The 25,212-nt window shown below is 42.6% G+C and carries 32 protein-coding genes; 31 read left to right on the top strand and 1 reads right to left on the bottom strand.

Translation table 11 applies throughout. The annotated features are described in order from the left end of the window. Window positions 1-7: 7 nt before the first annotated feature. From IEE86_RS16415 to IEE86_RS16355, 13 genes are read left to right on the top strand one after another with little or no spacing between them, the layout of a single operon-like run. A complete protein-coding gene (locus IEE86_RS16415; protein WP_191098160.1) occupies window positions 8-1,303 on the top strand; it encodes a PBSX family phage terminase large subunit in 1,296 nt (431 codons plus the stop codon). Beyond that, a complete protein-coding gene (locus IEE86_RS16410) occupies window positions 1,303-2,823 on the top strand; it encodes a phage portal protein (RefSeq protein ID WP_191098128.1) in 1,521 nt (506 codons plus the stop codon). The genes IEE86_RS16415 and IEE86_RS16410 overlap by 1 nt, the downstream gene beginning before the upstream one ends. Further along, entirely contained in the window at window positions 2,820-3,737 is a 918-nt protein-coding gene (locus IEE86_RS16405) for a phage minor head protein (protein WP_191098127.1), read from the top strand. The genes IEE86_RS16410 and IEE86_RS16405 overlap by 4 nt, the downstream gene beginning before the upstream one ends. Before the next feature lies 1 nt (window position 3,738). Further along, complete coding sequence (locus tag IEE86_RS16400; RefSeq protein ID WP_191098126.1) at window positions 3,739-4,899, top strand: XkdF-like putative serine protease domain-containing protein; 1,161 nt, start codon at window positions 3,739-3,741, stop codon at window positions 4,897-4,899. 23 nt (window positions 4,900-4,922) lie between these two features. Next, window positions 4,923-5,852 (top strand): phage major capsid protein, encoded by a 930-nt coding sequence (locus IEE86_RS16395; RefSeq protein ID WP_191098125.1) that lies wholly within the window; start codon window positions 4,923-4,925, stop codon window positions 5,850-5,852. A 5-nt stretch (window positions 5,853-5,857) separates the two neighbouring features. Beyond that, window positions 5,858-6,223: a YqbF domain-containing protein gene (locus IEE86_RS16390; RefSeq protein ID WP_191098124.1), complete on the top strand. Its 366-nt coding sequence runs from the start codon at window positions 5,858-5,860 to the stop codon at window positions 6,221-6,223. A 5-nt stretch (window positions 6,224-6,228) separates the two neighbouring features. Beyond that, window positions 6,229-6,621 carry a protein YqbG gene (gene yqbG, locus IEE86_RS16385; protein WP_191098123.1) on the top strand — a complete coding sequence of 131 codons (393 nt, stop codon included), beginning with the start codon at window positions 6,229-6,231 and terminating at the stop codon, window positions 6,619-6,621. Continuing rightward, window positions 6,618-6,974: a DUF3599 family protein gene (locus IEE86_RS16380; protein ID WP_191098122.1), complete on the top strand. Its 357-nt coding sequence runs from the start codon at window positions 6,618-6,620 to the stop codon at window positions 6,972-6,974. The genes yqbG and IEE86_RS16380 overlap by 4 nt, the downstream gene beginning before the upstream one ends. Next, on the top strand, window positions 6,971-7,477 hold the full coding sequence (locus tag IEE86_RS16375) for an HK97 gp10 family phage protein (protein WP_191098121.1): 507 nt from the start codon (window positions 6,971-6,973) through the stop codon (window positions 7,475-7,477). Before IEE86_RS16380 ends, IEE86_RS16375 begins: the two co-directional genes overlap by 4 nt. Window positions 7,478-7,481: 4 nt before the next feature. After that, window positions 7,482-7,937: a phage tail terminator family protein gene (locus tag IEE86_RS16370; protein WP_191098120.1), complete on the top strand. Its 456-nt coding sequence runs from the start codon at window positions 7,482-7,484 to the stop codon at window positions 7,935-7,937. Beyond that, window positions 7,924-8,148 (top strand): YqzN/YkzM domain-containing protein, encoded by a 225-nt coding sequence (locus IEE86_RS16365; RefSeq protein WP_065098989.1) that lies wholly within the window; start codon window positions 7,924-7,926, stop codon window positions 8,146-8,148. The genes IEE86_RS16370 and IEE86_RS16365 overlap by 14 nt, the downstream gene beginning before the upstream one ends. A 2-nt stretch (window positions 8,149-8,150) precedes the next feature. Then, window positions 8,151-9,497: a phage tail sheath family protein gene (locus IEE86_RS16360; protein WP_191098119.1), complete on the top strand. Its 1,347-nt coding sequence runs from the start codon at window positions 8,151-8,153 to the stop codon at window positions 9,495-9,497. A 1-nt stretch (window position 9,498) separates the two neighbouring features. Further along, window positions 9,499-9,942 carry a phage tail tube protein gene (locus tag IEE86_RS16355; protein ID WP_034282378.1) on the top strand — a complete coding sequence of 148 codons (444 nt, stop codon included), beginning with the start codon at window positions 9,499-9,501 and terminating at the stop codon, window positions 9,940-9,942. A gap of 317 nt (window positions 9,943-10,259) precedes the next feature. Here the strand turns inward: IEE86_RS16355 and IEE86_RS16350 are convergent, their stop codons facing one another. Beyond that, entirely contained in the window at window positions 10,260-10,316 is a 57-nt protein-coding gene (locus tag IEE86_RS16350; protein WP_229200408.1) for a putative holin-like toxin, read from the bottom strand. Between the two features lie 185 nt (window positions 10,317-10,501). Between IEE86_RS16350 and IEE86_RS16345 the strand changes: the two genes are divergently transcribed. The 18 genes from IEE86_RS16345 to IEE86_RS16260 all read left to right on the top strand — a co-directional run bounded on the left by IEE86_RS16345 (window position 10,502) and on the right by IEE86_RS16260 (window position 25,205). Then, entirely contained in the window at window positions 10,502-10,951 is a 450-nt protein-coding gene (locus tag IEE86_RS16345) for a phage tail assembly chaperone (RefSeq protein ID WP_025092910.1), read from the top strand. Window positions 10,952-10,980: 29 nt separating this feature from the next. Further along, entirely contained in the window at window positions 10,981-11,127 is a 147-nt protein-coding gene (locus IEE86_RS16340; protein WP_191098159.1) for a hypothetical protein, read from the top strand. Window positions 11,128-11,130: 3 nt separating this feature from the next. Continuing rightward, window positions 11,131-16,107, top strand: coding sequence for a transglycosylase SLT domain-containing protein (locus tag IEE86_RS16335; RefSeq protein ID WP_191098118.1), 4,977 nt, complete (start codon window positions 11,131-11,133; stop codon window positions 16,105-16,107). After that, window positions 16,100-16,762, top strand: a complete 663-nt coding sequence (locus IEE86_RS16330; RefSeq protein WP_144491118.1) for a LysM peptidoglycan-binding domain-containing protein — start codon at window positions 16,100-16,102, stop codon at window positions 16,760-16,762. Before IEE86_RS16335 ends, IEE86_RS16330 begins: the two co-directional genes overlap by 8 nt. An 11-nt stretch (window positions 16,763-16,773) precedes the next feature. Then, on the top strand, window positions 16,774-17,871 hold the full coding sequence (locus tag IEE86_RS16325) for an XkdQ/YqbQ family protein (RefSeq protein ID WP_191098117.1): 1,098 nt from the start codon (window positions 16,774-16,776) through the stop codon (window positions 17,869-17,871). Then, window positions 17,868-18,149, top strand: coding sequence for a DUF2577 family protein (locus IEE86_RS16320; RefSeq protein ID WP_191098116.1), 282 nt, complete (start codon window positions 17,868-17,870; stop codon window positions 18,147-18,149). Before IEE86_RS16325 ends, IEE86_RS16320 begins: the two co-directional genes overlap by 4 nt. Then, complete coding sequence (locus IEE86_RS16315) at window positions 18,149-18,577, top strand: DUF2634 domain-containing protein (protein WP_041506904.1); 429 nt, start codon at window positions 18,149-18,151, stop codon at window positions 18,575-18,577. Before IEE86_RS16320 ends, IEE86_RS16315 begins: the two co-directional genes overlap by 1 nt. Beyond that, window positions 18,570-19,616: a baseplate J/gp47 family protein gene (locus IEE86_RS16310; RefSeq protein ID WP_191098115.1), complete on the top strand. Its 1,047-nt coding sequence runs from the start codon at window positions 18,570-18,572 to the stop codon at window positions 19,614-19,616. Before IEE86_RS16315 ends, IEE86_RS16310 begins: the two co-directional genes overlap by 8 nt. After that, window positions 19,603-20,526 (top strand): YmfQ family protein, encoded by a 924-nt coding sequence (locus tag IEE86_RS16305; RefSeq protein WP_191098114.1) that lies wholly within the window; start codon window positions 19,603-19,605, stop codon window positions 20,524-20,526. The genes IEE86_RS16310 and IEE86_RS16305 overlap by 14 nt, the downstream gene beginning before the upstream one ends. A 12-nt stretch (window positions 20,527-20,538) precedes the next feature. Next, window positions 20,539-20,922, top strand: a complete 384-nt coding sequence (locus IEE86_RS16300; RefSeq protein WP_191098113.1) for a phage tail-collar fiber domain-containing protein — start codon at window positions 20,539-20,541, stop codon at window positions 20,920-20,922. A 17-nt stretch (window positions 20,923-20,939) separates the two neighbouring features. Next, on the top strand, window positions 20,940-22,142 hold the full coding sequence (locus IEE86_RS16295; RefSeq protein WP_191098112.1) for a hypothetical protein: 1,203 nt from the start codon (window positions 20,940-20,942) through the stop codon (window positions 22,140-22,142). A gap of 10 nt (window positions 22,143-22,152) precedes the next feature. Next, the gene (locus tag IEE86_RS16290; RefSeq protein ID WP_191098111.1) at window positions 22,153-22,500 is read left to right on the top strand and encodes an XkdW family protein; all 348 of its coding nucleotides are present in this window, start codon (window positions 22,153-22,155) and stop codon (window positions 22,498-22,500) included. Beyond that, window positions 22,490-22,678, top strand: a complete 189-nt coding sequence (locus IEE86_RS16285) for an XkdX family protein (protein ID WP_191098110.1) — start codon at window positions 22,490-22,492, stop codon at window positions 22,676-22,678. The genes IEE86_RS16290 and IEE86_RS16285 overlap by 11 nt, the downstream gene beginning before the upstream one ends. Window positions 22,679-22,739: 61 nt before the next feature. Then, complete coding sequence (locus IEE86_RS16280) at window positions 22,740-22,952, top strand: BhlA/UviB family holin-like peptide (protein ID WP_034620157.1); 213 nt, start codon at window positions 22,740-22,742, stop codon at window positions 22,950-22,952. Between the two features lie 12 nt (window positions 22,953-22,964). Continuing rightward, window positions 22,965-23,228 (top strand): phage holin, encoded by a 264-nt coding sequence (locus IEE86_RS16275; RefSeq protein WP_191098109.1) that lies wholly within the window; start codon window positions 22,965-22,967, stop codon window positions 23,226-23,228. A gap of 58 nt (window positions 23,229-23,286) precedes the next feature. Beyond that, entirely contained in the window at window positions 23,287-24,096 is an 810-nt protein-coding gene (locus IEE86_RS16270; protein ID WP_191098108.1) for a peptidoglycan recognition protein family protein, read from the top strand. Between the two features lie 127 nt (window positions 24,097-24,223). After that, window positions 24,224-24,730 (top strand): MreC domain-containing protein, encoded by a 507-nt coding sequence (locus tag IEE86_RS16265; protein ID WP_191098107.1) that lies wholly within the window; start codon window positions 24,224-24,226, stop codon window positions 24,728-24,730. Further along, the gene (locus tag IEE86_RS16260) at window positions 24,720-25,205 is read left to right on the top strand and encodes a hypothetical protein (protein ID WP_191098106.1); all 486 of its coding nucleotides are present in this window, start codon (window positions 24,720-24,722) and stop codon (window positions 25,203-25,205) included. The genes IEE86_RS16265 and IEE86_RS16260 overlap by 11 nt, the downstream gene beginning before the upstream one ends. The last annotated feature ends 7 nt before the right edge of the window (window positions 25,206-25,212 follow it).

Here is a 25,212-nt window from a genome sequence, read left to right as displayed (position 1 = left end):
GCAACTGATGGAAAAAGAGGTCAATCCACACTTTGAGGACTTTCTTTTTGACTGGGATCAGAAGTTTCAGTTCTTGGTGGGTGGTTATGGATCATCTAAAAGCTATCACATTGCGTTGAAACTCATCTTAAAGTTACTGGATGAAAAGAGGACAGCCCTTGTGATTCGTGAAGTCTATGACACACACAGGGATTCAACCTTTTCGCTGTTTGAAGAGATCGTGAATGATCTTGGACTCGATCATGTCATTCAGTGCCGGACATCACCGCTCATGCTTAAATTCCATAACGGCAGCCGGATCATTTTCAAAGGTTTGGACAAGCCAGCCAAGCTGAAGTCGATCAACAACATCTCGATTATTTGGATTGAGGAATGTTCAGAAGTGAAGTACGAGGGATTCAAGGAGCTGCTTGGTCGTTTGCGTCATCCAACGTTACAGCTGCACATGATTCTATCGACGAACCCTGTTGGCCAAGACAACTGGACATACCGTCACTTCTTTAAGGACGATCAAAACAACCGCTTTATCCTGGATGATGAAAGGTTATACAAAGAGCGAACGATCTCCATCAACGATACGTACTATCACCACTCGACGGCAGAAGATAACCTATTTCTACCTGTGAGCTATATCAAGCAGCTGGACGAACTAAAAGAATACGATCCCGACCTTTATCGCATAGCCCGAAAAGGTCATTTTGGCGTTAACGGAATTCGCGTCCTACCACAATTCGAGGTGCAGCCGCATGAAGATGTCATGCTGGCCATCTCAAATATCAATCGTCCTTTGCTTAGAGCAGGTATGGACTTTGGTTTCGTTGATTCATATAACGCTGTGGTTAGGTTGGCTGTAGATCATGAGAAGAAGTATCTATATATCTATTGGGAGTATTACGATCGTGGCAAGACTGATGATGTCACTGTCGAGGACTTGAAAGAGTTCGTTGAAACAAAAGAGCTGATCAAGGCTGATAATGAGCAGAAGACAATCGCATATTTCCGCAAGATGGGATACAACATGGTGGCCGCTCATAAGTTCCAAGGATCACGCTTGCAGTACACCAAGAAGATCAAGCGGTTTAAGAAAATCATTTGTTCCGATTCATGTAAAAACACGATCTATGAGCTTCAGCCACTCACGTACAAGACAGACAAGCGCGGCAATATCATAGAGGACGAGTTTCAGATTGACCCTCATACTTTTTCAGCCATCTGGTATGCGCTAGATGATTATGAGGTCACCGATCTGAAAGAGAAACCAAAAGAGCGTACACGCCCGAACAGAGAAAGGAGGTCACGCTGATGAATAAAGTGAAAGCGACTGTGATTAAATCAACTGTTTCTGAAACGACCAAACAAATTCATGAGGATGGATTTAATTATGAGGCTGATGGCATTATTGAGCCGCCATACAATATCAAGGAGCTCAAACAAATAGCCGAGTATTCTACCATTCTTCAACAATGTATAGATGCTTATAAAACCAACATTCTAGGTTTCGGCTTAGGAATTGAGTATACTTTCGATTTCAACGCAGAGAACGCACCGAAAGAAAAGAAAGATGCAGCTGAGAAAGAATGGACAAGACTCGAAGAATTCGCCAGATATATGAACTATGATGAGTCAGCCGAAGTGGTCCTTGGTTATGTGATAGAAGACCGAGAGAAAACAGGTAATGGATTTGTCGAAGTGCTTCGAGAAGGTACAGGGAAGCCTGCAGGTATTGAATATCTGGATGCACAATATATTCGTATTTGTAAGTTAGGCGATTCCGTTGAGATCGACTTTAAATATACAGATCATGGTGAAGTTAAGACCATGAAAAGAATGAAACGGTTCAGAAAGTATGTGCAGCAAGTCAACACTAAAAAAGTATTCTTCAAGGAGTACGGTGATCCAAGAACATTGAACGCTGCTACGGGAGAATACAGTGAAGAAACTCCTTCTAATCTTGTAGCAAGCGAAGTCATTCACTTCAAGATCGGCAGCGGTACATATGGTGTTCCTCGTTGGATTGGTAACATCGTCAATATGTATGGAGCGCGCAAAGCTGAAGAGCTGAACTATCTGTACTTTAAACAAGGGCGGCATGTGCCGGCTGCAATTACTGTAGAGAATGGAATGCTTTCTGAATCTTCATATCAGCAGCTGCAGGAATACATGAACGGCATCGAAGGATCAGACAATGCACATAAATTCCTGTTACTCGAAGTGGAAGGGATTCCGAAGAAGGATGAGCTATCGAACGATGAAGAGCCGGCTAATGTAAAGGTGGATATAAAATCACTGGCCGAGATTCTCCAGGAGGATGCGCTGTTCCTTGAATATGATGAGAAGACGAGAAACAAGATACGTTCCTCATTCCGTCTGCCGCCGATCTATACTGGCGAATCACAGGATTATAACAAGGCGACAGCTGACACCGCTCGAAAGACAACTGAAGAGCAGGTATTTCAGCCGGAGAGAATGCTCATCACCGGCAAGCTCAATACACTCTTCCTTCCTGATCTCGATCTCTGGCATGTGCGACTCATATTAAATGGACCTGACTTTCGTGATCCGCTCGAAATCGCAAAGGTTCTTACACCGTTTATTCAAGCAGGAGCGGTTTCACCGAATGACCTGCGTGATCTGGCTGGCCGTATTCTTGGTAAGACACTTGAAGAATGGCCAGAGGAAGAATATCACCGACCAATTGAGGCGAAGCCAAAGGCATCAACTAGCTTGCTTGATACGGTTTTTCAAAAGTCTGCGGGTTCCCAGGAAGATCTGATCCATCTCTTAAAAGATGTTAGGGATGAACTAGAGGAGATCCGCAAATGAGCAAGATTGATCAGCTGATAAAAAACATCAATACCTTTGTGCAAAAAGCGGAGGCAGATGAGGTTGAGGAACTCAAAGCGGCGGTGGCTGATTTCCCTGAACTACAAGACATTCCATCTTTAGTGGAGGAATACGAAAAAATCACCGCTAAATTGTTCAGATTGCAACACAGGACGTTTTTGAAAGCACTAAATGGTTTTATATCCAAAGACGATTCGGAGACATTAGAATCAATTCTAGCGTTTTTTCAAAATGACTTGTTTGCAGCTGATGAATTTGCGGAGCTGTTCGGAAAAGAAACGGCCATATTCTTGACTTTGACTGTCACGCAGCTGGCCGAAAAGATTATGCATTCCATCGATGCAGATATTCCATTCAAGGTGCTTTCTGAGAAAACTGAACAGTGGATTGAATCATGGTCACAGGAATTGGCGCAGCTGATGCAGCTGAATACTCATACAGCCATAGAGCAAACGCTGAAAGAGGGTATAAAAGAAGGCCGTTCTATCCAGGAGATTGAATTGGAGCTGAAGGACCTTCCTGAATTCAGCCGCAAGCGCGCACGTGTGACAGCTGTAACTGAAGTGTTGACTGCTTCTTCCGTCGCTCAACATGAGTCATATGTACAATCACCGGCGGTTACGGCAAAGCGATGGAAGCACAGCGGCGGGAAGAAGAATCAGTCAAGAGAAAGTCATGTGCAACTGGACGGGACGATCATCCCTTTGGATGAAGAATTTGAGATACCAGGCAGCGGAGAGCGGTGCATGTTTCCGAGAGATACACAGCTCACGCCGAAAGAGAGGGTAAACTGTCATTGTGCGGTTGGTCCTGTGGTTGATCCTGTTATTCTAGGATTGTCAGCAGAGGAAAAAGAAAAAATTAGAGAAGCGGTTTTGAAAGGAGGTGAATGAATTGCCACGCGAATTGTTTAATGCGAAGATCACACACGTTTCATATGTAGACAAGGCTGCTAATCAAAAGCAGTTCTTTTTTATGAAGTCAGAAAAGCAGCCAGACTTTCAAAAAGAGATCAAGGTCATTGCGAAGGCTGATGATGCGCAGCGTCTTGTATACGGTATTGTATACGAACCAAACGTTGCGGATGCACATGGAGACTATATGACACCAGAAGAAATTGAAAAAGCCGCTCATGGGTTCCTGAAAGATGCACGTGAGATCGATAAGCAGCATGATTTCCAAGGCGGTGTCGGGGAAGTCGTTGAATCTTACATTGCTCCTTCCGATTTTGAAATGGGCGGTGAAGTTATCAAGAAAGGATCGTGGGTCCTTGTGACGAAGGCTTCCGATGAAATTTGGGAACAGATTCAAAAGGGCGAGATCACCGGATATTCAATGGCCGGAACAGCGGATATAGGAAAACAAGAGGATCACAAGCCAGCTTCTGATGAGAAGGGGCTTTTTTCTTTGCTTAAAAACTTCTTTTCTAAAGGAGAAGTGAAGAACCGATACGACAAAGGCCGCATGCGTCGGGAGTTTTGGGCGGCACAAGATGCACTGAATTCCGTTTTGTTTAAATGGGATTCTTACGACGATGAAGACTTGGAGACTGATCCTGAAAAGGTAAGGGCAGCACTGCAAGATTTTGTGGAAATCACACAAGAGATTTTGCTTACTGATGACTTAGCGGGGATCCAAACTGATCCACCTGAAGAAGTCGCAAAAGCTGGCCGAAAGTTTTCAGCTGCTAACTTAACTGAATTGAAAAATGCCAGAGCCGCTATCGACAATCTGTTGAGTCAAGCGGAAGAGAAGGAGGAGAACGAAGAAGTGAAAAAAGAAGATCTACAAAAAATGCTAGAGGATACAATTGCACCGGTCGTAAAGCGTCTGGATGACCTTGAAAAAGGAGAAGGCGAGCAGCAACCTGATCCGCAAGAAAATCAGCCGGATGAAGCTGTTGCAAAAGAAATGGCCGCAGCTGTAGAAAAGGCATTGGCTCCAGTTGTTGAAAGAGTCGAAGCGCTTGAAAAAGCACGTCCGCAAGGTAATGGAGTAGGAGATCAACAACAAGACCTACAAAAATCTGAAACGGTATGGGACGGCTTGCTTTAAGCCGAGAAAAAGGAGGAACTAGAGTGAGAAATCAAGAGGTAATTAACAAAGCGGAAGTGACGCTTGCTACTTTAAAAACAGGCGGTCTCATGAATCCGACCCAATCTAGCACATTTATTCGTATGGTGCAAAATGCACCAACACTGCTACAAGATGCACGTGTCATTCCAATGGATAGTGATGCACAAAAAATTGAAAAAATCGGTTTTGGTCAGCGGATTCTTCGTCCTGGTCAAGAAGGTGTAGGTTTAACTAATGAGCAAAAGACTGCGCCAACAACAAGCACTGTGGAGCTTAATGCAAAAGAAGTCATCGCTGAAGTAAATATCACATATGACACGCTTGAAAATAACATCGAGGGTGATAATTTACAAAATACTATCATGCAAATGCTTGCGGAACGAGCGGCAGTAGACATTGAAGAATTAATCCTTAATGGTGACACAGCGTCATCTGATGCTTACCTTGCTCAGCTAGATGGTATTCGTAAGCAAGCAACATCTCATATCGTAGATGTAGCTGGTGAACCACTTACACGCCAAGTGTTTAAACAAGGATACAAAGCAGTTCCAGCAAAATATCTGCGTATTCCGCAAGAATTCCGTTTTTATACGTCTCCTGGCCAAGAAGTCGAGTGGAAGGACAAAGTGGCAGATCGTCAAACAAATCTAGGGGATGCAGCTGTACAAGGTGGACTTTCTTCCGCATTCGGTGTTCCAGTCAAAGGTATTGCAAACATGCAGCCATATGAAATGGGAGAGGACGGCACAGATGTTTCAGACATCTTACTTACTCATCCGAAAAACATTATCCTTGGCTTCTCTCGCAATATTCGTATCGAGGTTGATAAGGACATTCGCAGACGTAAATTCATCATTGTGTTGACTGCGAAGCTCGACAGCAAATTTGAGGAAGAAGATGCTGTTGCTAAGATCGTCAAGGTCAAGGAGTGATCAACATGTATACAGCCGAATTGATCAAGGGAAAGACATACGCTGTGATGGGTCATGTCTTTCTTCTTAATCAAGTAAAGGAAATCGAGAAAAAGGTTTTTCAATATCTCGATGGCAATGAGTTTTTTGCTTGTAAGGAAGTAAAAGCTCCTGCTGATGATCCAAAAACGGATGAGCCGGTGAAAGAGGAAGAAGAACCGGCACAAGAAGTAAAAATTTACACTGAAACAGAACTGAAGGGCATGAACAAAACTGAACAAGAAGCCATTGTTATTGATCTTGGCGGCGATCCGACTCAGCTCAAAGATAAGAGTGAAAGAATTGCCTTCATCCTTGAGCATCAACAGCAACAAGAAAAAACAGGAGAGTAAGGCTGATGCTGATCTCTCCTGAAGATGTTAGGGCATATACAGTATTTGAATCTGTGAAAAACCGCTCAGATGAACTATTGGAAAGTGACATCATTGAGGCTGAAGCCGAGGTATTTAAGATTGCAGGTCATGATTTCACAAGCGGTAAATATCAGCCGCTTCCTGAAAAGGCTAAGATCGCATTAATTAAAATGGCGCAGTTCTTCGCGTTAATAAATGGCGATGAATCCATTATCAAAGGGTACAAGTCTGAAAAGATTGGCGATTATTCATATACTCTGGCAGATGGTAACGCCATATCAAAACCAGATGTGTATAACCTGTTGATAGATTTCATTGAGCCAGGAGAAGCGCCAGAAGATCCAGGTAACGTCAAGTTAAGGTTGAGATCGCTATGAGCTATCAATCATTATTAACGGATCGATGCGATATTTTCCACCTAAAGAATGAGCAGCTGTCAAAAGATCGTTTTGGCGTGCCGGTTCAGGATGCGCAGCCGATCTTTTCATATCCTGATGAGCCTGATCAAGTTGATCAAGCATGTTACTTCACAGAGAGAAATCAAAACATCACACAGCAGGAGCCAAACGCAACCATTCATCAATCGTACCTTGTTCATTTTCCTAGTAATGCTGATGTCCGAATAAATGACAAAGTAGTATGGGAAGGCATTACTTTGAAACTGCAAAAGCCTAGGAAGATTAAAAACCATCATATTGAGGTTATAGCGATGAGGAGTGAAAGCCTATGAGGATTGATGGTCTTGATCAGTTCATAGAGGATTTGAATGCAGCTGTTAATGGCGGCTTGCAAGCAGAATATGAAGAATGGCTTGAAGGAATGGGCTATGAGTTTCTTGATATTGTTCAGGATGAAGTCATTCGTACAAAAACAGTGGATGCTCGTCGTTTGCTCAACTCATTCCAAAAAGGAGACCAAGAAAACGTCTTTTCGATGAGCAGTGGCGGTCTCACCCTAGATGTAGGGACCAACTTGGAATATGCATCTTACACAAACGATGGACACTTTACGATTGATACTAGTAAAAATCAGGACAGGCGATGGGTTCCTGGCAGATGGGTTGGTGACCGGTTTGAATACGATCCAAACTCTGAAACAGGAATGCTTCTAAAGTTCCAGTGGGTTGAGGGCAGCGGCTATTGGGATAATGCAATATCTATCTTTGAGCAGATGTTTGAACAATCATTGGAACGTAAGCTGCAGCAATGGATCGATGAACGATTTGGACGGTGATTAGATGAATCAAGAAGTCGGCGCCATCATGAATTATTGTTACAAGCGGTTTCCGGTGAAAGTATATGAAAAAGAGATTCCTGAACAGTTTCAGATCCCATCGATGTACTTTCCAGCAGCATGGGTCAATACAAGGAACGATACTGTTTCAACGTTCCTTAAAACCTACACGCTGCATATTAAAGTGTTTCATAAAGATTCTGGACAGGCTCATGATGCAGCTGAGTCGATAGTGGATGCCTTGTCAGCTGATCGGAATATCATTCAGATGATTAGTGTAGAAGGTGAACCGCTTGATCAATATGTTCGCATTAAGAGGGCGGAAACTAGGATTGCAGATCAAGGTGTGGCAACGATTGTCCTCACATGGGATAGCGCCTATTGGTACAACCGAGATGAGCAACCAAGCCTTGACGACATAAATTTTTCAGACGGGGTGATCAAACGTGAGCAAAACTAAAAATGAATCACAGGTGAAAGAAGAAAAAGCCGCTCCGGTTCTTCCTAAAGAAGCAGCATTTTCATTTGAAGCCTTGAAAGAGCACAGCAAGGAATTGTTTGGCGTAAAGCCTGAAATCCTTGAGGGTGCTCTTTTTTATATCAAAGATCAACCAATTACAAAAACAGAAGCAAAGAAGCAGATTGATGCTTTTTTGTCTAAGGAGGTTTAAGCATGAATGGAGGTACTTTTACACCAGGTACAGAAAAGAAGCGCCCTGGTATCTACTTCAATTTCAAAACCACAGCACAGCAGCGTATCACGTTAGGTGATCGCGGCACCGTTGCACTCCCAATCACAATGAGTTGGGGAGAGCCTAAGACGTTCATCTCTATCTCAGGCATCGAGGACTTAAATAAAAAAGTCGGATTAAACATTGATGACAAATCACTGCTTCTTTTCCGAGAAGCGAAGAAAAAAGCACAAACGGTTCTTTTGTATCGCCTGAATGAAGGTGAGCCAGCAAAGGCTCAGATCAGCGAGAATTTCAACGTTCTTGCTAATTATGGTGGACAGAAAGGGAATGAGGTCACGATCCAAGTCACTGAAAACGTATTGGATAGCTCCAAGCGTGATGTGGTGACTTACGTTGGTACAGACATTGTTGATAAGCAGGTTGTCACTGATGTCAAAGAGCTGAAGCAAAACAAATATGTTTCGTTCTCTGGTGAAGGTGAAGTGACAATCACCGCTGGTGTAACACTAAGCGGTGGGAAAAATGGTGTTCCAAGCGTGGCAGATTACACAGCATTTCTTGAAGCAGCTGAGACAGAATACTTTGACGTGATCGCGCTGCCTAATAACACTAGTGAGCAATTAAAAGCGACATTTGTGGCTTTCGTCAAGCGGCTGCGTGATGATCAAGGACGTAAGGTGCAAGGAGTTTTGGCAAACTATCCGGCTGATCATGAAGGAATTATCAATGTCACAAGCGGTGTCTTGCTAGAAGATGGAACAGAGATCACGCCAGCAAAAGCAACAGCATGGGTTGCCGGTGCATCTGCAGGAGCCAACTTCAATCAGTCGTTAACCTTTGTTGAATATGAGGGTGCTGTGGATACGTTAGAGCGTCTTGATAATGATCAAGTGGAATACCGCTTATCACAAGGCGAATTCTTGTTCACATTTGATGCGAGAGATCGCACAGTAAGCGTTGAAAAGGACATTAACTCCTTAACGACTTACACAACCGAGAAGAACAAGACATTCGGGAAAAACAAAATTGTCCGAGTGCTCGATGCGATCAACAACGATCTAACGAGAGAATTGAAGAATCTGATTAAATTACGCAAAGCCAACGGCAATGACATTCCTGCATCTGATGATGGGCTGCAGCTGGTGAAAACACTCATCACACAATATCTCACGCAGCTCCAAGATGGATCTGGAATCACTGGCTTTGACTCTGAAACAGATATTACGATCGCTTTAAATGAAGATCGTGACGGTTTCTTGATTGATCTAGCTGTTCAACCTGTTGATGCAGCTGAAAAATTCTATTTCAATGTAGAGGTGAAATAAGATGGCTTTTAAAGCGCAGAATACCATTTCAGGTAAGGAAGGACGCTTATTCCTCGATGGTGAGGAATTGGCGTTTATTAAAACATTTGAAGCGAACGTGGAGAAAAACAAATCAGAGGTCAATGTCATGGGCCGTCGTATGACCGGTCACAAGACAACCGGTGCGAATGGTACTGGCACAGCGACTTTCTATAAAGTCACATCACGTTTCGTTCAGCTCATGCTGAACTATGTAAAGAAAGGACAAGATCCATACTTCACCATTCAAGCTGTACTGGATGACAAATCATCTGGCCGCGGCACAGAGCGTGTCACATTGTTTGATGTGAACTTTGATTCAGCTAAAATTGCTGGACTAGATGTCGATTCAGAGGCACTTGAAGAAGAGGTTCCTTTCACGTTTGAGGACTTTGATCTTCCTGAGAAGCTGAAAGATTCCTTTTAAAATTTAATCACCATAGAAAATGTAACAAAAGAACTGACTATGAGTGTTTTTAAATAAGGTATTTTCACTTTTTTGTACAAATATGATATACTTTTGATAAATGGGATACATGGGATACATGGGATAATAGTGAACCCACCATTCACCATTCGAGAAAAAACTTGTTTACATGCAAAGTGATTTGCATACAATAAAAAGAAGCCAGGATGCGTCAACATCCCGGCAATGTACAATGAGGCCCTTCAAGGGGCTGGCTTATCAATTAGATAGTTTTAAGGATAGACTTTCCCTTCAACCGTCCAAAGCTCAAGGGGAGTCTATTTTTTGTTTATATACGTCAACAAAGCAAGGATAAACATCCCGAATAAAAGCATTAGGGAAATCGCTTGGAACGTTGACATGAGCATCACCCCCTTCCTATCGGGGATGAGCCAGACACCCTTGAGCAAGCCGTTCAATTGTACGTTCTCAATTATACATGAAAAGATTGGAAAGCACATTCAAAAAATGGATGTGCTTTTTTGCATTCAAAAAAACAAATCAAAGGGAGTTTTTAAACATGAGCGAAAAACAAACAAACAACGTATATGATCTTTCATTCTTTATGCCAGGACAAACAACAGAAGCGGAAGAGGTCAAATCAATCATTTCAAAGCGTTTCGTTGATAAAGAAGGTAAAGTGATCCCATTCGTATTTAAAGCCATTACAACTGAACGTATTGACGAATTGGAGAAGGAAAACACAACGTTCAAAAATGTTAAAGGTCGTGGACGTGTAAAAGACTTGGATTCTCAACGCTTCTATGCACGTATCGCGGTTGAATCAACCATTTACCCTGATTTCAAATCAAAGGAATTGCGTGAGGCATACAGCACCCAAGATCCAGTCGAAGTGGCAAAGCGTGTCCTGTCTGTCGGCGGTGAATATGCGAACTGGTTAAACAAAGCAATTGAGGTCAATGGGTTTGAAGATGAAATTGAGGACCTTGAAACTGAAGCAAAAAACTAATAAAAGACGGGAACAAAGAGGCTGTGTATCTGTATTACTGCATGCATGAGCTTCATTACTCCCCGTCTGAACTCTTAGAGGTCTATGAAGCGCCAAGGCGATTCAAGGCCTTTTTGTTTGGGTTAATAGCCCACAAATTAGAAGTGCTTGAAAAGGAATCGAAGAAAGGAGGATAAGACATGGCTCGTTTAACCGCTCGGTTTGAATTACAAGACCGGATCACGCGTAAATTGCGTTTGATCAGAGGGGACTTAGAACGACTTGATAGATTGCGCCGCAGATCAGAGCGGCCAATCACATTGAGAGTACGGGACAATGCCACAATTGCATTAAGACGTGTGCAGCGATTCATATTGCGTGATCTTGCTAGAACTTATCAGCTGACGCTTGATGTAAATGATCTGGCCACAAAAGCATTGAGAAAGTTCAATGGCTTCTTACAACGCAAGATGCCGCGTACTCATAGCGTGTTGATGCGTATTAAAGATCAGGCAACACCAGGACTTGTCCGGCTGCGTCGTTACATCGATCGGAAATTTGGCAAAGTAGAACGGTTTGCCATAACGGTCCATGATCGGGCAACCGCAGGAATCAGACGTATTGCTTCATATGCAGCACGTCAGCTTGGTCGGGGCTACAGCTATACCATTAGAGCCGTTGATATGGTCCGGCGCACGGTAAGCCGTATAGCGTCTTATACTCGGAATACCCTCGGTACTGAATACAGGGTAGCGATCAATGCGATCGATCGTTTTACGGCTCCAGTACGTGGGGCTGTCTCATTTGCAAATACCCATTTGGGACGGACTTACACAACCACAATCAAGGTCCTTGACCTTATCACAAAGCCATTGAGGGGGATTGTGTCAGCTGTCACCAGCACACTTGGATTGCTTGGAGTCGGTGCCGGTGCAACAGGTGGTATTGTCGTGCCGCTCAAAATGGTAGCGGATCGACAGAATATGACCACTGCGTTTGAAACTTTGCTCGGAAGCAGGGGTAAAGCAGATGCACGACTGGATGAACTGACGGCATTTGCTGGTCAAACGCCATTTACTCGTGATGAAATTTTCGAGTCATCTCGCGTCCTCCAAGTATTTACGGGCAATGCCCTTTCTACGACTGAAGGCATGAAGCTAGTCGGGGATGTTGCTGCAGGTGTTCAGCGGCCATTTTCCGAAGTTGCGCTATGGATGGGGCGTTTATATGACGGCATTAAATCGGGGCGTCCTATCGGTGACGCAACGGCAGCGCTTCAGGAAATGGGGGCGATCTCTGGTGATGCCAGAGGTAAGCTCGAAAAACTTGCAAAGAGCGGAAAAGACATCAAGCAAACATGGCCGGAAGTAACGAAGGAATTTGGCAAATACAACGACATGATGATCAAAATGTCCGACAACCTAGCCAACTTATTCCTTGGTGTCAAATCATTCATCAACAACAGCATTCTTATGCCTTGGGGTAAAGGACTTGCAGCTGCGTTTCAACCCGCTCTCGAAGCGTTTAGAACATGGCGTGGGGAATACTCCTTTGTACTGACCGACCTTTCCAATAAAGCTGAAAAGGCTGGTAAAGCCTTTGCAAATAGCTTTTTAAATCCGACCAAAAGCGTATTCGGATTTATTGGTGATCAATTTAAAATTCTGTTTCCTGGAGAAAAACTCTCCAAGAAGCAAATGAAAGAGCTCAAGGTGAAATTTAAGGATAACCCCAAATTACAGAAGCACTTTGAACAGCTTGAGAAATATCGAGATATGAGCTTTGAGACAAGATGGAAGCTCGTCCTTGATAACACGAAGGATGTTTTCGGAGCGTGGTGGGAGAAGACGGGGAAACCTGGTCTTTTCAAAATGGCGGAGAATGTCGGTAAGACCTACGGTGGCATCATAAACGGTGTAATTAACGGTCTACTTGGTATTGATGACAAATCATCCGAGGACAGTTTCACTGATGCAGGAGCTAAGGCAGGAAAGATATTCATTGAATCGTTTCTTGAAGCCCTTGATCCTGTGAAATTAGGTATCCGTATTGCCAAAAAGATCGGTGAGATCAACTGGAATGCTCTTACTGGAGAATGCTCAATTGCTGGTGCTTTGATTGCCAATGCGTTTGCGCTTGCGTTCTTAGGAAAAGTGGCCACTTTATTAAAGCCGCTTAAATCCATTCTTTCTGGCGCTTTTGCTGTCTACAAATGGGGCAAAGGTTTAAGAGGAGGAATGGGAGCAGGAACCAGCGGCGGTGTAATCGGCGGAGCTGGAGGAGCAGGGCGACCGCCAAGGAACCCACGAACTCCTGAATATCGTCAGCCTTGGATCAATAGAGGAGATCCAGTAAGACCAACCACACCAAACCAAGCGCGTGGCGGTGGATTGTTAGGTAAAGTCGGTAAAGGTGCAAAGAGCATCGGGAAACGTATTCCTATTCTCGGTACAGCTATAGCAGCCACCGAGTTAATTGGCATGAATAATGACAACAAAGGCGAAAAGATCGGTGGATTCATGGGAAATCTAGGCGGCGGTATCGGTGGAGCTGCGCTTGGTACATTGATCGCCCCTGGAATCGGAACAGCTATCGGTGGAGTATTAGGGAGCATCTTTGGCGGCGATCTCGGTAATTGGATCGGCAAGATGTTCGATGACGGAACTATCAAAAAGAAATGGGATGAGCTTGTAAAAGGGGCGGAAAATGCAGTCCAATGGATTAAAGACACATGGAGCACTGTTTCCGGTTGGTTCAATGATAATGTGCTAACTCCTATTACAACGTTCTTCAGCGACACATGGACCTGGATCACAGAGAAATGGGGGCAGCTTTCTTCATGGTTCATGAATAACGTGTGGCTGCCGATTTATAACTTTGCAGTACCGATCATCAACTTTGTAGTTGGTGTTTTTGTCGTTGCGTGGGAAGTGATTAGTACCGTATGGGGAGCTGCATCAACTTGGTTCATGGACAATGTATGGACTCCGTACGGACAAGTGGCGGTTACTGCAATCACCCTGGTATGGAACAAGATCGTTGAATTGTGGAACTGGATACAAATCACCTGGTCCGTTTTCTCAGCATGGTTTATGACATATGTCTGGGAACCATTTGGATCAGTGGCGATTGAAGCCATCGTATGGGTATGGAATAAATTAACCGAGTTCTGGAATTGGATTCAGTTTGTCTGGGGTACATTTGCGGTATGGTTTGATACTTTCGTTTGGCAGCCTTTTATTAACGTTGGTCTGCCAGCCATCATGTTTATCTGGAACCTATTTAAAAACACTTGGAACTGGATTAAAACATCATGGGTGGTGCTCGCAACATGGTTTGATGAGTATGTGTGGCAACCATATAAAAAGTATGCAGAGCCAGCGATTACCTTCGTGTGGGAGAAATTTAAGGATGCATGGACAATCATCAAAGGTATTTGGAAAGTAGTGAGTGGATGGTTTGAGGAAAAAGTGTTTAATCCACTAAAAAAACATGCTGAAAACTTAAAAAAAACATGGGAAGGTATCTTTGGAGTTGTAGGAAATGTAGTCGGTAAAATTAAAGAAACCACCGGAAATGTATTTAAAATTTTTGAAAAAAAAGGTGAAGAAAAGACAGGGTATAAAAAAATCCCTACTAAGGGAAAAAAGCCAGATCAGAAAGCCACCGGTGGTTATATCACAAAGCCAACACTCTCGTGGATCGGAGAAGCAGGAAAAGAGTTTGTCATCCCAACTGAAAACAATAAAGGACGGGGGAAGATGTTGCTTGCTCAGGCTGCTTCTCACCTTGGAATGTCTGTTATGCCAAGCGGTGCTTCACCAATTTCTCAAACTGGTTCATCATCTCCTATGAGACCGGCAGCCGCTTCATCAGTTTCCACTTCTACAAGTGGATCGGTATCAATTGGAGACGCGGCCAACGCATCAAAATACGGGGAACAGTTTAGCACTGACTTTGAAAAAGGGTTAAACAGCAAAGTCGTTTCACTTGAACAGTGGAAACAAGCTAATATCAAGCAGCCATTTACTCAAATTCAGGCAGCGACTCCGCAGTATGGAGCACAAACTGTCACTGGCTTTGCCGCAGGTCAAAACATGACACCAACCGGTACAGGTCAATTCTTAGATCAAAATGTAAGACAACCTTTCTTATCTGCCCGACAAGAGTCACCTACATGGGGCAGTGGACTGATTGACTCATTCAACAGCGGTATGCGTTCCAAAGGAAGCGAAGTGACACAAGCAGCTAAAGAAATGGCGAAGAAAGTAGAACAGGCGTTTAGAGAAGAATTAGATATACATTCTCCTTCACGCGTCATGATGAGTCTTGGGAAATTCGCATCAATCGGTGTCGTCAAAGGTCTTGATTCAGTTGATGTAAAGAAATTCGCAGAGAATCAAGCCGGTTCCTTAATTGCTGCATTTAGCGGAATGGGTGCATCTAACCTGAGTGTTCAACAATGGCTGATGGCTGCTTTAATGGCAACCGGCACATCTATGAGCTGGCTACCTGGTTTGATGACTATCGCACAGAATGAGTCACGTGGAAACCCGAAAGCGATCAACCTATGGGATTCAAATGCCAAGAGAGGAACGCCGTCAAAAGGATTGATGCAAACCATTGATCCGACCTTTAATTCTAATAAGGCAAGCGGCATGAACGACATCTGGAACCCGATTCATAATGCTGCAGCTGCTATCAATTACATCAAAGGCAGATATGGAAGTGTCTATAATACACCTGGATTGAGAAGTATCAGAAACGGTGGACCATATAAGGGGTATGCAAACGGTGGTCTAATCACGCAAGAACAAATCGCTAGAGTCGGTGAAGGAAACAAGCGTGAATGGATTATTCCTGAAGAGCGTGGCATACGTGGTCGCTACTTGTTGGCTCAAGCTGCACAGGCTTTAGGAATGGACGTATACGATCCGGCCACCGCTACATCATCTGAGCTTTCACAAGGGCAGGTGCAAACAGTAACAGCCGGCACAGCGAATGCACCTTCTGCTTCTGGTGGATCAAAACAGATCATCATTAATTTTAATGGTGAACAGCATTATCATAATGGCCAAGATGCAGAAGGGCTTGCAGAGAAGATCAAACAGATGTTGATTGATGAGTTAGAGAATGAAATCAACACAGGAACGAAGGGAGTCGTGATCGATGGCTAAATCAAAATATCAATTGTGGATTTCGCAAGGGAAGGACAAATTACGATTCCCTGTTCTTCCTGAGAAATTGGAACTCAATAACAACGTACAAAATGAATCTATCAAAGTATCAAAATTTGGCGAGCTCACATTCTTGGATGTACCAGGGGCTCGCCAAATTTCATTTACAGCCTTTTTTCCCAAGAAGTATACACCGATCGCTGAATATAAAAGCATTCCATCACCAGAGAATGCGATAGCGAAAATTGAACGAATGATGCGTTCAAAGAAGCCTGTACGCTTTATCGTTACTGGAACCAAAATCAATATGCAATGCAGCATAGAAAGCTTCAATCACAATGAAGGTACTTATGATGTTGGTGATCGAGAATTCACGCTGCAGCTGAAAGAATACAAAACCGCATCACCTAGAAAAATTAAACGGAAAGCCAAAAAGAGCAGCAAAAAACGCAGCTCAAAAGGCGCACCAAAAGTGTACACCGTTAAAAAGGGTGATACCTTGTGGGATATTTCTGGCCGCTTCTATGGTGATAGCACAAAATGGCGCCGCATTTGGAATGCGAATAAAGCCGCGATGATCAAACGAAGTAGACGCAATATTAGACAACCAGGGCATTGGATTTTCCCTGGTCAAAAATTAAAAATACCACAATAGGGGGGCTGACATTGATTGAGCTTTTTGCCATCAGAAGCGGGACCATGTACGAGCTTGTGACAGAGAGTGTGACACTTCGGGGGCAAAGGTATCAGGCCCCCCGCTCAATTCAAGCGACTATCGTTACAAAGCAAGGAAGTCAAAAGTATTACAGCATCAAAGAGGGTGACACTGTTCTTTTCAAATGGAAAGGAAAAGAACTCTTTCGAGGAACGGTGTTTGCAAGAACGCCCAAAGATGAAAAGCTCACTTTTACTGCTTATGACATGCTTCAGTACTTGGTGAAGAACCAGGATGTCTATGTCTTTTCCAATAAGAGAGCTGATCAGATAATGAAGCGGCTTGGTCAAGATTTTCAGATCCCGATGACGTCGATCGCTAACACTGGCCATGTCATTAAATCACTTGTATTCAAAAACGATACAAGCCTATATGACATCATCTTGCAGGCTCTAAGAGAAACAAAGAAACAAACAGGACGTAACTATCAGATTTATTCTTCTAAAGGCAAAATGGGGCTGAGAGCTTGGCCTGATCCGTCCGAAGTATGGGTCATTGAATCAGGCGTGAATCTCATTGATTATCAGTACAGCACCTCGATTGAGGAAACAGCCACACGTGTGAAGATGAGAGCGACACATGTGGAAAAAATTAAGGTGCTGAAGAAGGAAAAAAAGAAATCTAAGACTACTGACAAAGATAAAGAAAAAGATAAGAAAACGACCAAACCTACGAAGCCGAAAACTGTCACGCAAAAGAAAGAGATTGAGATGCTGGCTGTGGCGAATGATAGTGCTGCTAGAAGTAAATACGGTATCCTTCAGCACGTTGAAAGAGTGTCAGGAGAGATCAACAAAGCACAGCTGCAAAAGAGAGCAGATGTCCGACTGGCTCAAAAGAAAGGCGTAAAAAAAGAGCTGAAAAGTATTCAAGCTCTAGGTATTCCTGGATTACAAAGCGGCATGCCAGTACGCATTATCATTCCTGATATCGGCATTAAAAAAACGTACTGGATCGATCAAGACAGCCATGAATTTAAAGGAACCAAACACACCATGACGATCGATGTCGTTGAAAAGAATACAATCCCAACGGGGAATCAGTCATGAAACTAAGCGATGCAATTAAGCGATTGGCCGTCAATGCGGTTGATGCACAATCGCCAACTGAATTGATACTCGGTGATGTTGTGTCTGTTTCTCCTCTAAGCATCCGATTAAATGAAAATGACAAACTCATCATTCCTGAAGATTTGCTTATATGGCCAGCCCGCTTAGATGAGGGGGAAGATGATGAGCTAGAAGAAGGCGATAGTGTCATGGTCCTTGCAATGACAGGCGGCCAGACGTTTTACATCTTAGATAAAGTAGTAGGAGGTGGTTCATGATGGCACTCTCTCCAGAAGAAGAAATCGAAGATTTCGAGGAGGATGAAGAGGATATTGTTGAACCTTCGACCACCTACCGAATCGACTTTGAGTCTGGCCGTTTAACCAATGAAAAGATTAATGGTCTCGATGCCATTCGCCAATTTGTCTATATGGCTTTGCGAACGGAACGATATTCACATGCCGTTTATAGCCATGATGTAGGATGTGAGGTTCAAGAAGCTGTGTCTGATGAAGAATCAACGGACGAATACAAGGAGATGGAGATCCCGCGGCTCATTGAAGAAGCACTTCTTGTTGATGAGAGAATCGAAAGTGTTCAAGATTTTGAGATCACTAAAGAGGGGGCAGCCTTTAAGGTGATATTTGAAGTGGTGACAGATGAGGGAACCTTGGAGATCGAGGAGGTGATTGGCGAAGATGTTTGAAGAACAATCGTATGAAGCCATCATGGAACGCATGTTGGAACGTATACCCGATGATATTGATAAACGTGAAAACAGCGTTATATGGAATGCGCTGGCTCCTGCAGCTGCGGAACTTGCTCAATCTTATATATGGCTTGATCAGGTATTCGATCTTGTCTTTGCGGATACAGCGCAGGGAGAATTTTTAGATAGACGAGCTGCTGAAGTTGGAATCACTCGTAAAGCTGCCACAAGTGCTGTATGGTCCGTTGATGTGACACCTAAAACTATCAGAATACCAACTGGATCAAGGTTCTACATTGATAGTCTATATTTTCAATTTCAATCCGATGGAACTTTGAAATGTGAAACGACTGGTGCTGTAGGCAACGGGAATTTTGCAGAGCTGCCGCTCCTATCACTCGATAACATACCAGGGCTGGAGTCTGTCATATTTGAAGAATTGAAGATACCAGGGCAAGAGGAAGAAGATGATGAAGCTCTTTATGAGCGGTACTTGATGAGGGCAAGGCGGGAGGCTGTTAGCGCTAATAAAGCACATTATAAAAAGTGGGCTGAAGAAGTAGAAGGAGTTGGCAGAGCAAAGGTTTTTCCTCTTTGGAACGGGGAAGGCACAGTGAAAGTTGTCATCACAGATGGGAATTTTGATGTTGCGACGGATTTGCTCGTCAATAAGGTCCAAGAGTACATTGATCCGGTTCCAGGGGAAGGGGAAGGTCAAGCACCGATTGGAGCGACCGCAACTGTTGAAAGTGCCAAATGGAAAGATGTAGAGGTGTCTGTATCTGTAGAGCTTAAAATGGACTATTCACTTGAAGATGCTCAACAAGAAATAGAGGAGAAGATCAAGGCTCTCCTAAAATCACTTGCTTTTGAAGAAAATGTGATCAGAATGTCAGCGATCAATGACATTTTATATCATGCGGATAGTGTATCTGATTATGCGGATGTCTTGATAAACGGCGAAGCCAAAAACTTGCCCCTCCAAGACATTGAAATCCCGCGTCTAGGGCAGGTGAACGTCATTGAGCAAGTATGATGATATGAAAGCCTATTTACCTTCCTACCTAACGGAGATCACTGAATTTGATGAATTAATGAGATCAGAGGCTCCAGAGATGGAAAGGCTAGATGATTCTATTTTTGATATGACTGATCAGCTTTTTCCGATCACAGCAACATGGGGGTTGGATCGATGGGAAAGGATGCTGAAGGTGCAGCGTGAGTCAGGTGATTCAATTGAACTGCGCAGGGCACGTATATTGAATCTCATGTCCAACATTCCACCGATTACGTATGCTTCTTTAGAGAGGGCAGTCAACCGGTTCTTGAAGAATCCTAGTGCAGTGATTCGTCTAACGGCAGGCCGTTATCATTTCTCCCTTCGTGTTAATTTGGATGACCTGCAGAACACCAGATACATTGTGGAGACGCTTGAAAACTTAAAGCCTGCACACTTGGCTTACAAATTCACAAGCGTTCATCATACTGATGTAAAAGAAATTAAAGATTATCATAACCGGCTCACACTGCGCAGCAGAGTGGGCTTTTTTGATCATATACCGATCTTGCTGAATGGAGAGTTTTTGCTGAATGGCACTTTTTATTTGAGCGGATCGCGTAACTCAACAGATATTCCAGTGCGCTTCAGGCAATCTTTAAAGCTGGCCATGAAACTCAAAAAAGAAATGAAAGTTCTTGGACGTACAAGATATGTCATGGTAGGAGCCAGAAACGAAACGGATCAACAAGCAGCTCTTACACTTCGCTCTCGTTTCAAACACGAAAATAAAGAAAAAGGGAAAGTAACATTCCGCATGGCTGCTCATGTATCAAATGATCAGAGTGGCAGTGTCATTATCAAACAGAAATATTGGACGCTTGATGGATCGGTACCGCTCGACGGTTCAAAATATCTAGCTGCTACGTCCAAAAAAATAGATTTATAAAGGAGGATCATAATGGCTGATCAATTAACCGTTACAACGCTTTATGCTCGCCAACAAATGGCGAAGGCTAGAGCGGAGGGAACTAAGCTCACGAAAGTGGTCAAGATGGCTTTTGGCAATGGAGGAACGAAGGACGGAAAGCCAATCTCCCTTGATGGAACAGAACAAGAATTAAAGAGTGAGCTTGCTCAAAAAGAAATTGATTCATATGAGTTTATGGAGCCAGCGAAAATCCGGTACACGTGCACCATCGCAGAAGGGGAGCTTGCTGGAGAAGTCATCAACGAATTGGCTCTTGTTGATGAAGATGGAAAGTTTACGGCCATCCGTACCATGACAGACAAGCAAAAAGATGGTGACATTGAATTCATCTTTGAGATTGATGACATCTATTAAGAAAGGAGCGATCATTGATGGACATTAAATCTCCTAAAGTGTTTGAAACGAGTGATAAAGCTCATGCGGATTTGTTCAATGATATGGTGAAGGTATTACTTGAAAATGATTCTGGACTGTTAGATCAGATCATTGGCCATGTTGATGACACCAAGCCACATGCATCTGTAGCAGAGAAGAAGAAATGGAATGAATCACAGCTATATAAGATCACAGCTGATGACGGCAAATACTTGATCTCTGTTCCGGCTGACGGAAGTATTTTTGATTCAATCAAGGACAAGGGAACTTGTACTTTTATCGCTTCTCCAGGTGTAGAAGATTCCCCTGCCCCTAGTAACGCCTATTTAAGAGGAATACAAACGGTGGGACAAAACAACATCGGAACTGGATTTGCAGTAGACACGTCAGGCAATGCATATTACTTCTACTATAATTCTAATCATATTTCAATTACCTGGACGCAGCTTCCAACATCAGCTGAAAAAGATAAATGGAATAGTGGACAACTCTATAAACTGACGCAAGATTCGGGAGATCGTAAGCCGCTCCCAACTGTTTTGGATGGAACGGATATCTTATCTTTACCCGCTGGGAGTTATTATGCAGCTGGACAGTATCTTACAAACAAGCCATTCACAAATGATTCATCGTGGTTCAATATTGATGTCGGAACCGCAGGAACAAGAAAAGACATTCGTTTATGGAGAAGTTTTGACAACATGTACTGGTATGGCACTGTTCACACTGATGGAGTTTTCAAAGGATGGAAACAAGTTTTAACAGTGGAGGATTTGGCAAACAGCACTTTTGTTGATACTTATGATCAAGATAATTCATCTGTTTCAGCCGCTGAAAATGTTGCAACAAAGCTTGTTTTTGGGGCATCACGAGCGGATGATTTATCAGAGTATAACCGCTCTCGTGCTGAGATCACACTGAAAAACAGTGGTCTTTATTTAATCAGGTTATATGTCACTAGTAATAATATTACAGTCGGATCAGATAATATCTTGGCCTGTTATGTCAACGGATCAGAATACCAGAGGTTCGGAAACTGGAATCCAGCGACATCATCAAGTACGTGCGTGCTTTATTTATTACAAAAATTTAAAGCTGGAGACAAGGTAACTTTCTATATAACACCAAGAGGAACCAACAAAACAGTATCAATAAACACAGCTTATGTAACGATGTCTCAATTGAGATATATGAGATAGGAGGGAAAAGATGAATAAGGCGCTAGCGATCAAATATTTATACCCGAATGCGGAATTAGGTAAGGATTATTCGGTTCGGGATGATGGAGAGGGACAATTCATAGATACATGGCTCTTAGAAGAACCGGAGCCTTCAGTTGAAGAGTTGGATGCTGCTTGGCAAGAGTATCTGAAATTAGATAATGAACAACCTATGACCCAGGTCGAAAAGCAATTACTTCTTATTGGTGAACAGTTAGCGAAAGAAAAAATTGCTCGTCAACAGGCAGAAAGAGTAAATGCAATGTTAGGACAGCAGCTGGCAGAAATGCGAATAGACATCCTTAAATTGAAGGGAGGGTTTACAGATGAATCTTAATTTTTGGGTGTTAGCGTTATTTTATAAATGGGCCACAACTGCAATGGTTAAACAAGCAATGTCGTTCAAGGATTGTTCAATTGAAGATCTAGAAGAGGGCGTTCAGGAGGAATATGTTACACATGATCAATACAAAGAAATAACCGGTGAAGTATATAAAGAAACGTCAGAAGCCTAGTAGAAAGGCTTTTTATTTTGCCTTCTTTAAGGGGGTGGACAAAGTGAGGTAGGTGAGTATGGTGGAAATGGATTTGGCTCAATATTTGATGACACAAGGACCATTTGCGGTTCTTTTTTGTTGGGTGCTGTTTTACGTATTAAACACAACAAAGGAACGAGAAAACAAGCTCAATGAACAAATCGAAGCGCAAAATGATGTGTTAGCAAAGTTTAGTGAGAAATATGACGTTGTGATCGACAAGCTCGATAAAATAGAACGGAATTTAAAATAGGAGGAATCATTTATGAAAACATTCGATAAAGGTACTGTGATTCGCACAGTGCTTCTTTTTATGGCATTGATCAACCAAGCGTTAATTCTGTTTGGCAAGCCAATCTTGCCGATCAGCGAGGACCAAGTCACATCATTAGCTGAAACATTGTATCTTGCTTGCTCAATGGTTTTTACAATTGTCACAACCCTTGTCGCATGGTTCAAAAATAACTATGTCACATCGAAAGGACAGCAGCAGAAAGAAGTCCTAAAACAAAAAGGATTAACGAAGTAAGGAGCTGCCATGAGGTGGCTCTTTTTATATTAAATAGACCAAAAAGGAGACGATGAAAGTGGTAAAAATCATTAAGGATTTTATTCCAAAGAGTAATGGAAACCGTCCACAAAACTATATGAAACCTTTATATATAACAGTCCATAACACCGCCAATACATCTAAAGGAGCAGACGCAGCAAGTCACGCAGCTTTCGTAAAACGATCAAGTACAGGTGTAAGCTGGCACTATACTGTGGATGATAAAGTCATTTATCAACATCTGCCGTTGAATGAAAATGGATGGCATGCAGGAGATGGACGCGGAACCGGAAACATGAAGTCAATTGGAATTGAGATTTGCGAAAACGCAGACGGCAATTTTGAGAAGGCAGTCGAGAACGCTCAATGGTTAATTCGTCAACTGATGACAGAGCAAGGCATTCCATTGGCCAATGTCGTGCCACATAAGAGATGGAGCGGTAAACAATGTCCACGAAAGCTACTTAATCGCTGGGACAGCTTCAAGGCGGGTATTGCAACCGCTCATACGAGTAACAAGGCAACCGCAAAGCCGACGAAAGCAACACCTGCGAACAATACACCTAAGCCACAAACAAGCACGTCCAAGAAGTCATTTAACTTACCATCTGGCATCATTAAAGTAACCAAGCCTTTGACAAAGGGCGCTGGAGTAAAAGCATTGCAGGAAGCCCTTGCTGCTGTACATTTCTACCCTGATAAAGGGGCAAAAAATAACGGCATTGATGGCTATTACGGACCAAAAACAGCGGATGCGGTCAAACGATTCCAGCTCATGCATGGACTTGTTGCTGACGGTATTTATGGGCCGAAGACGAAAGCGGCATTAGAAAAAGCGCTGAAATAAATAAAGGTGTCTTACGATTGCCATCTATTGGTAACGGGAGTTGAAAATTATGTTTTAAATTGAAAAATATTGACATTGAGTGGAAACATTCCTAGACTTAAGACATAAACTAATGGGAGTGTAGGACATGGCATATGAGAATGGCTATGATATCTTGGAGTATTTTGGAGGAAGCATCGAAAAATATAAACAAGATGGTATGATATTTTCTAAAGCGTTATCAATAATCAATACTTTTCAAAATAGAAGTGATTGGCCTCATTGTATAGATGAATTAGATAAAGTATTGAAGCCGGTTTTAGGAGATTCACTCGTTCATCTAGGATTTCAAGGCTTTTATTTAGAGGATGCAAATATGAAATGGCCTAAAGATATTCCAAATAACTACAAGCAAGATGCTGTTTCTTTCTATAAAACTGTTGAAACTTTAGTAAGTCAGTTTTACTTTAATAGAACTGAACCTTTAAAGTTATTTAGTATTGTTTCTTCAGAAAAGTCCAATAAAGAGCTCAGGGTGATACGATTCTCAAGAAATGATGGAAAATCAATAGAATTTGAAATGGACGATCTTAACCTTAAACAGGCGATAACAATTTTAAAAGACATCTTAGGGCATAATGAAGATGAAGAATGAAGCGACAGGCATTAATAGTAATATAGTTAGAATGGCACAATATAACCCTAAAAGGCCAAACTCTCTTATCAAAAGATTTGATTTAAAAGAACATAGCTTTGAAAACATTAAAAATTACGAAAATGAAGAAATATTAAGTGGTATTGTAGTACAATTAAATTCAATAATACAATCGTTAACACAAACTGCGTCTGGTAAGGAGAGTGATTACAATATGGAAAAGATAACAGAAAGAATATCCAATCTTGAGAGAGACGTTGCTGTCCTCAAGGAAAGAACAAAAAAACTTGATGATTTACCGACAAAAGCAGAAATTAAAACTTTGTTTACGGATTCCATTAATAATTCAAATATTGCAACAAGAGACCATGTAGATTCAAAAGTTGAACAAGCAACATCTAATATTATTAAATGGACTATTGCAACCACTTTAACTGTAGGTGGATTAGTTATTGCGATAATTAAATTATTCTGAAAAGAGC

The organism is Bacillus crepusculi (assembly GCF_014764715.1).
Classification (GTDB): domain Bacteria; phylum Bacillota; class Bacilli; order Bacillales; family Bacillaceae; genus Bacillus.
Note: the sequence above shows the minus strand (reverse complement) of the source record. Positions and strands in the feature narration are given on the sequence as shown.

Bases quoted from the DNA above. Each gene is read 5' to 3' on its own strand.
- IEE86_RS16415 (WP_191098160.1), top strand. From the start codon at position 8: ATGGAAAAAGAGGTCAATCCACACTTTGAGGACTTTCTTTTTGACTGG.
- IEE86_RS16345 (WP_025092910.1), top strand. From the start codon at position 10,502: ATGAGCGAAAAACAAACAAACAACGTATATGATCTTTCATTCTTTATG.
- IEE86_RS16410 (WP_191098128.1), top strand. From the start codon at position 1,303: ATGAATAAAGTGAAAGCGACTGTGATTAAATCAACTGTTTCTGAAACG.
- IEE86_RS16320 (WP_191098116.1), top strand. From the start codon at position 17,868: ATGAAACTAAGCGATGCAATTAAGCGATTGGCCGTCAATGCGGTTGAT.
- IEE86_RS16355 (WP_034282378.1), top strand. From the start codon at position 9,499: ATGGCTTTTAAAGCGCAGAATACCATTTCAGGTAAGGAAGGACGCTTA.
- IEE86_RS16405 (WP_191098127.1), top strand. From the start codon at position 2,820: ATGAGCAAGATTGATCAGCTGATAAAAAACATCAATACCTTTGTGCAA.
- IEE86_RS16275 (WP_191098109.1), top strand. From the start codon at position 22,965: ATGAAAACATTCGATAAAGGTACTGTGATTCGCACAGTGCTTCTTTTT.
- IEE86_RS16265 (WP_191098107.1), top strand. From the start codon at position 24,224: ATGGCATATGAGAATGGCTATGATATCTTGGAGTATTTTGGAGGAAGC.
- IEE86_RS16380 (WP_191098122.1), top strand. From the start codon at position 6,618: ATGAGCTATCAATCATTATTAACGGATCGATGCGATATTTTCCACCTA.
- IEE86_RS16310 (WP_191098115.1), top strand. From the start codon at position 18,570: ATGTTTGAAGAACAATCGTATGAAGCCATCATGGAACGCATGTTGGAA.
- IEE86_RS16375 (WP_191098121.1), top strand. From the start codon at position 6,971: ATGAGGATTGATGGTCTTGATCAGTTCATAGAGGATTTGAATGCAGCT.
- IEE86_RS16260 (WP_191098106.1), top strand. From the start codon at position 24,720: ATGAAGAATGAAGCGACAGGCATTAATAGTAATATAGTTAGAATGGCA.
- IEE86_RS16295 (WP_191098112.1), top strand. From the start codon at position 20,940: ATGGACATTAAATCTCCTAAAGTGTTTGAAACGAGTGATAAAGCTCAT.
- IEE86_RS16360 (WP_191098119.1), top strand. From the start codon at position 8,151: ATGAATGGAGGTACTTTTACACCAGGTACAGAAAAGAAGCGCCCTGGT.
- IEE86_RS16315 (WP_041506904.1), top strand. From the start codon at position 18,149: ATGGCACTCTCTCCAGAAGAAGAAATCGAAGATTTCGAGGAGGATGAA.
- IEE86_RS16300 (WP_191098113.1), top strand. From the start codon at position 20,539: ATGGCTGATCAATTAACCGTTACAACGCTTTATGCTCGCCAACAAATG.
- IEE86_RS16290 (WP_191098111.1), top strand. From the start codon at position 22,153: ATGAATAAGGCGCTAGCGATCAAATATTTATACCCGAATGCGGAATTA.
- IEE86_RS16285 (WP_191098110.1), top strand. From the start codon at position 22,490: ATGAATCTTAATTTTTGGGTGTTAGCGTTATTTTATAAATGGGCCACA.
- IEE86_RS16370 (WP_191098120.1), top strand. From the start codon at position 7,482: ATGAATCAAGAAGTCGGCGCCATCATGAATTATTGTTACAAGCGGTTT.
- IEE86_RS16330 (WP_144491118.1), top strand. From the start codon at position 16,100: ATGGCTAAATCAAAATATCAATTGTGGATTTCGCAAGGGAAGGACAAA.
- yqbG (WP_191098123.1), top strand. From the start codon at position 6,229: ATGCTGATCTCTCCTGAAGATGTTAGGGCATATACAGTATTTGAATCT.
- IEE86_RS16335 (WP_191098118.1), top strand. From the start codon at position 11,131: ATGGCTCGTTTAACCGCTCGGTTTGAATTACAAGACCGGATCACGCGT.
- IEE86_RS16390 (WP_191098124.1), top strand. From the start codon at position 5,858: ATGTATACAGCCGAATTGATCAAGGGAAAGACATACGCTGTGATGGGT.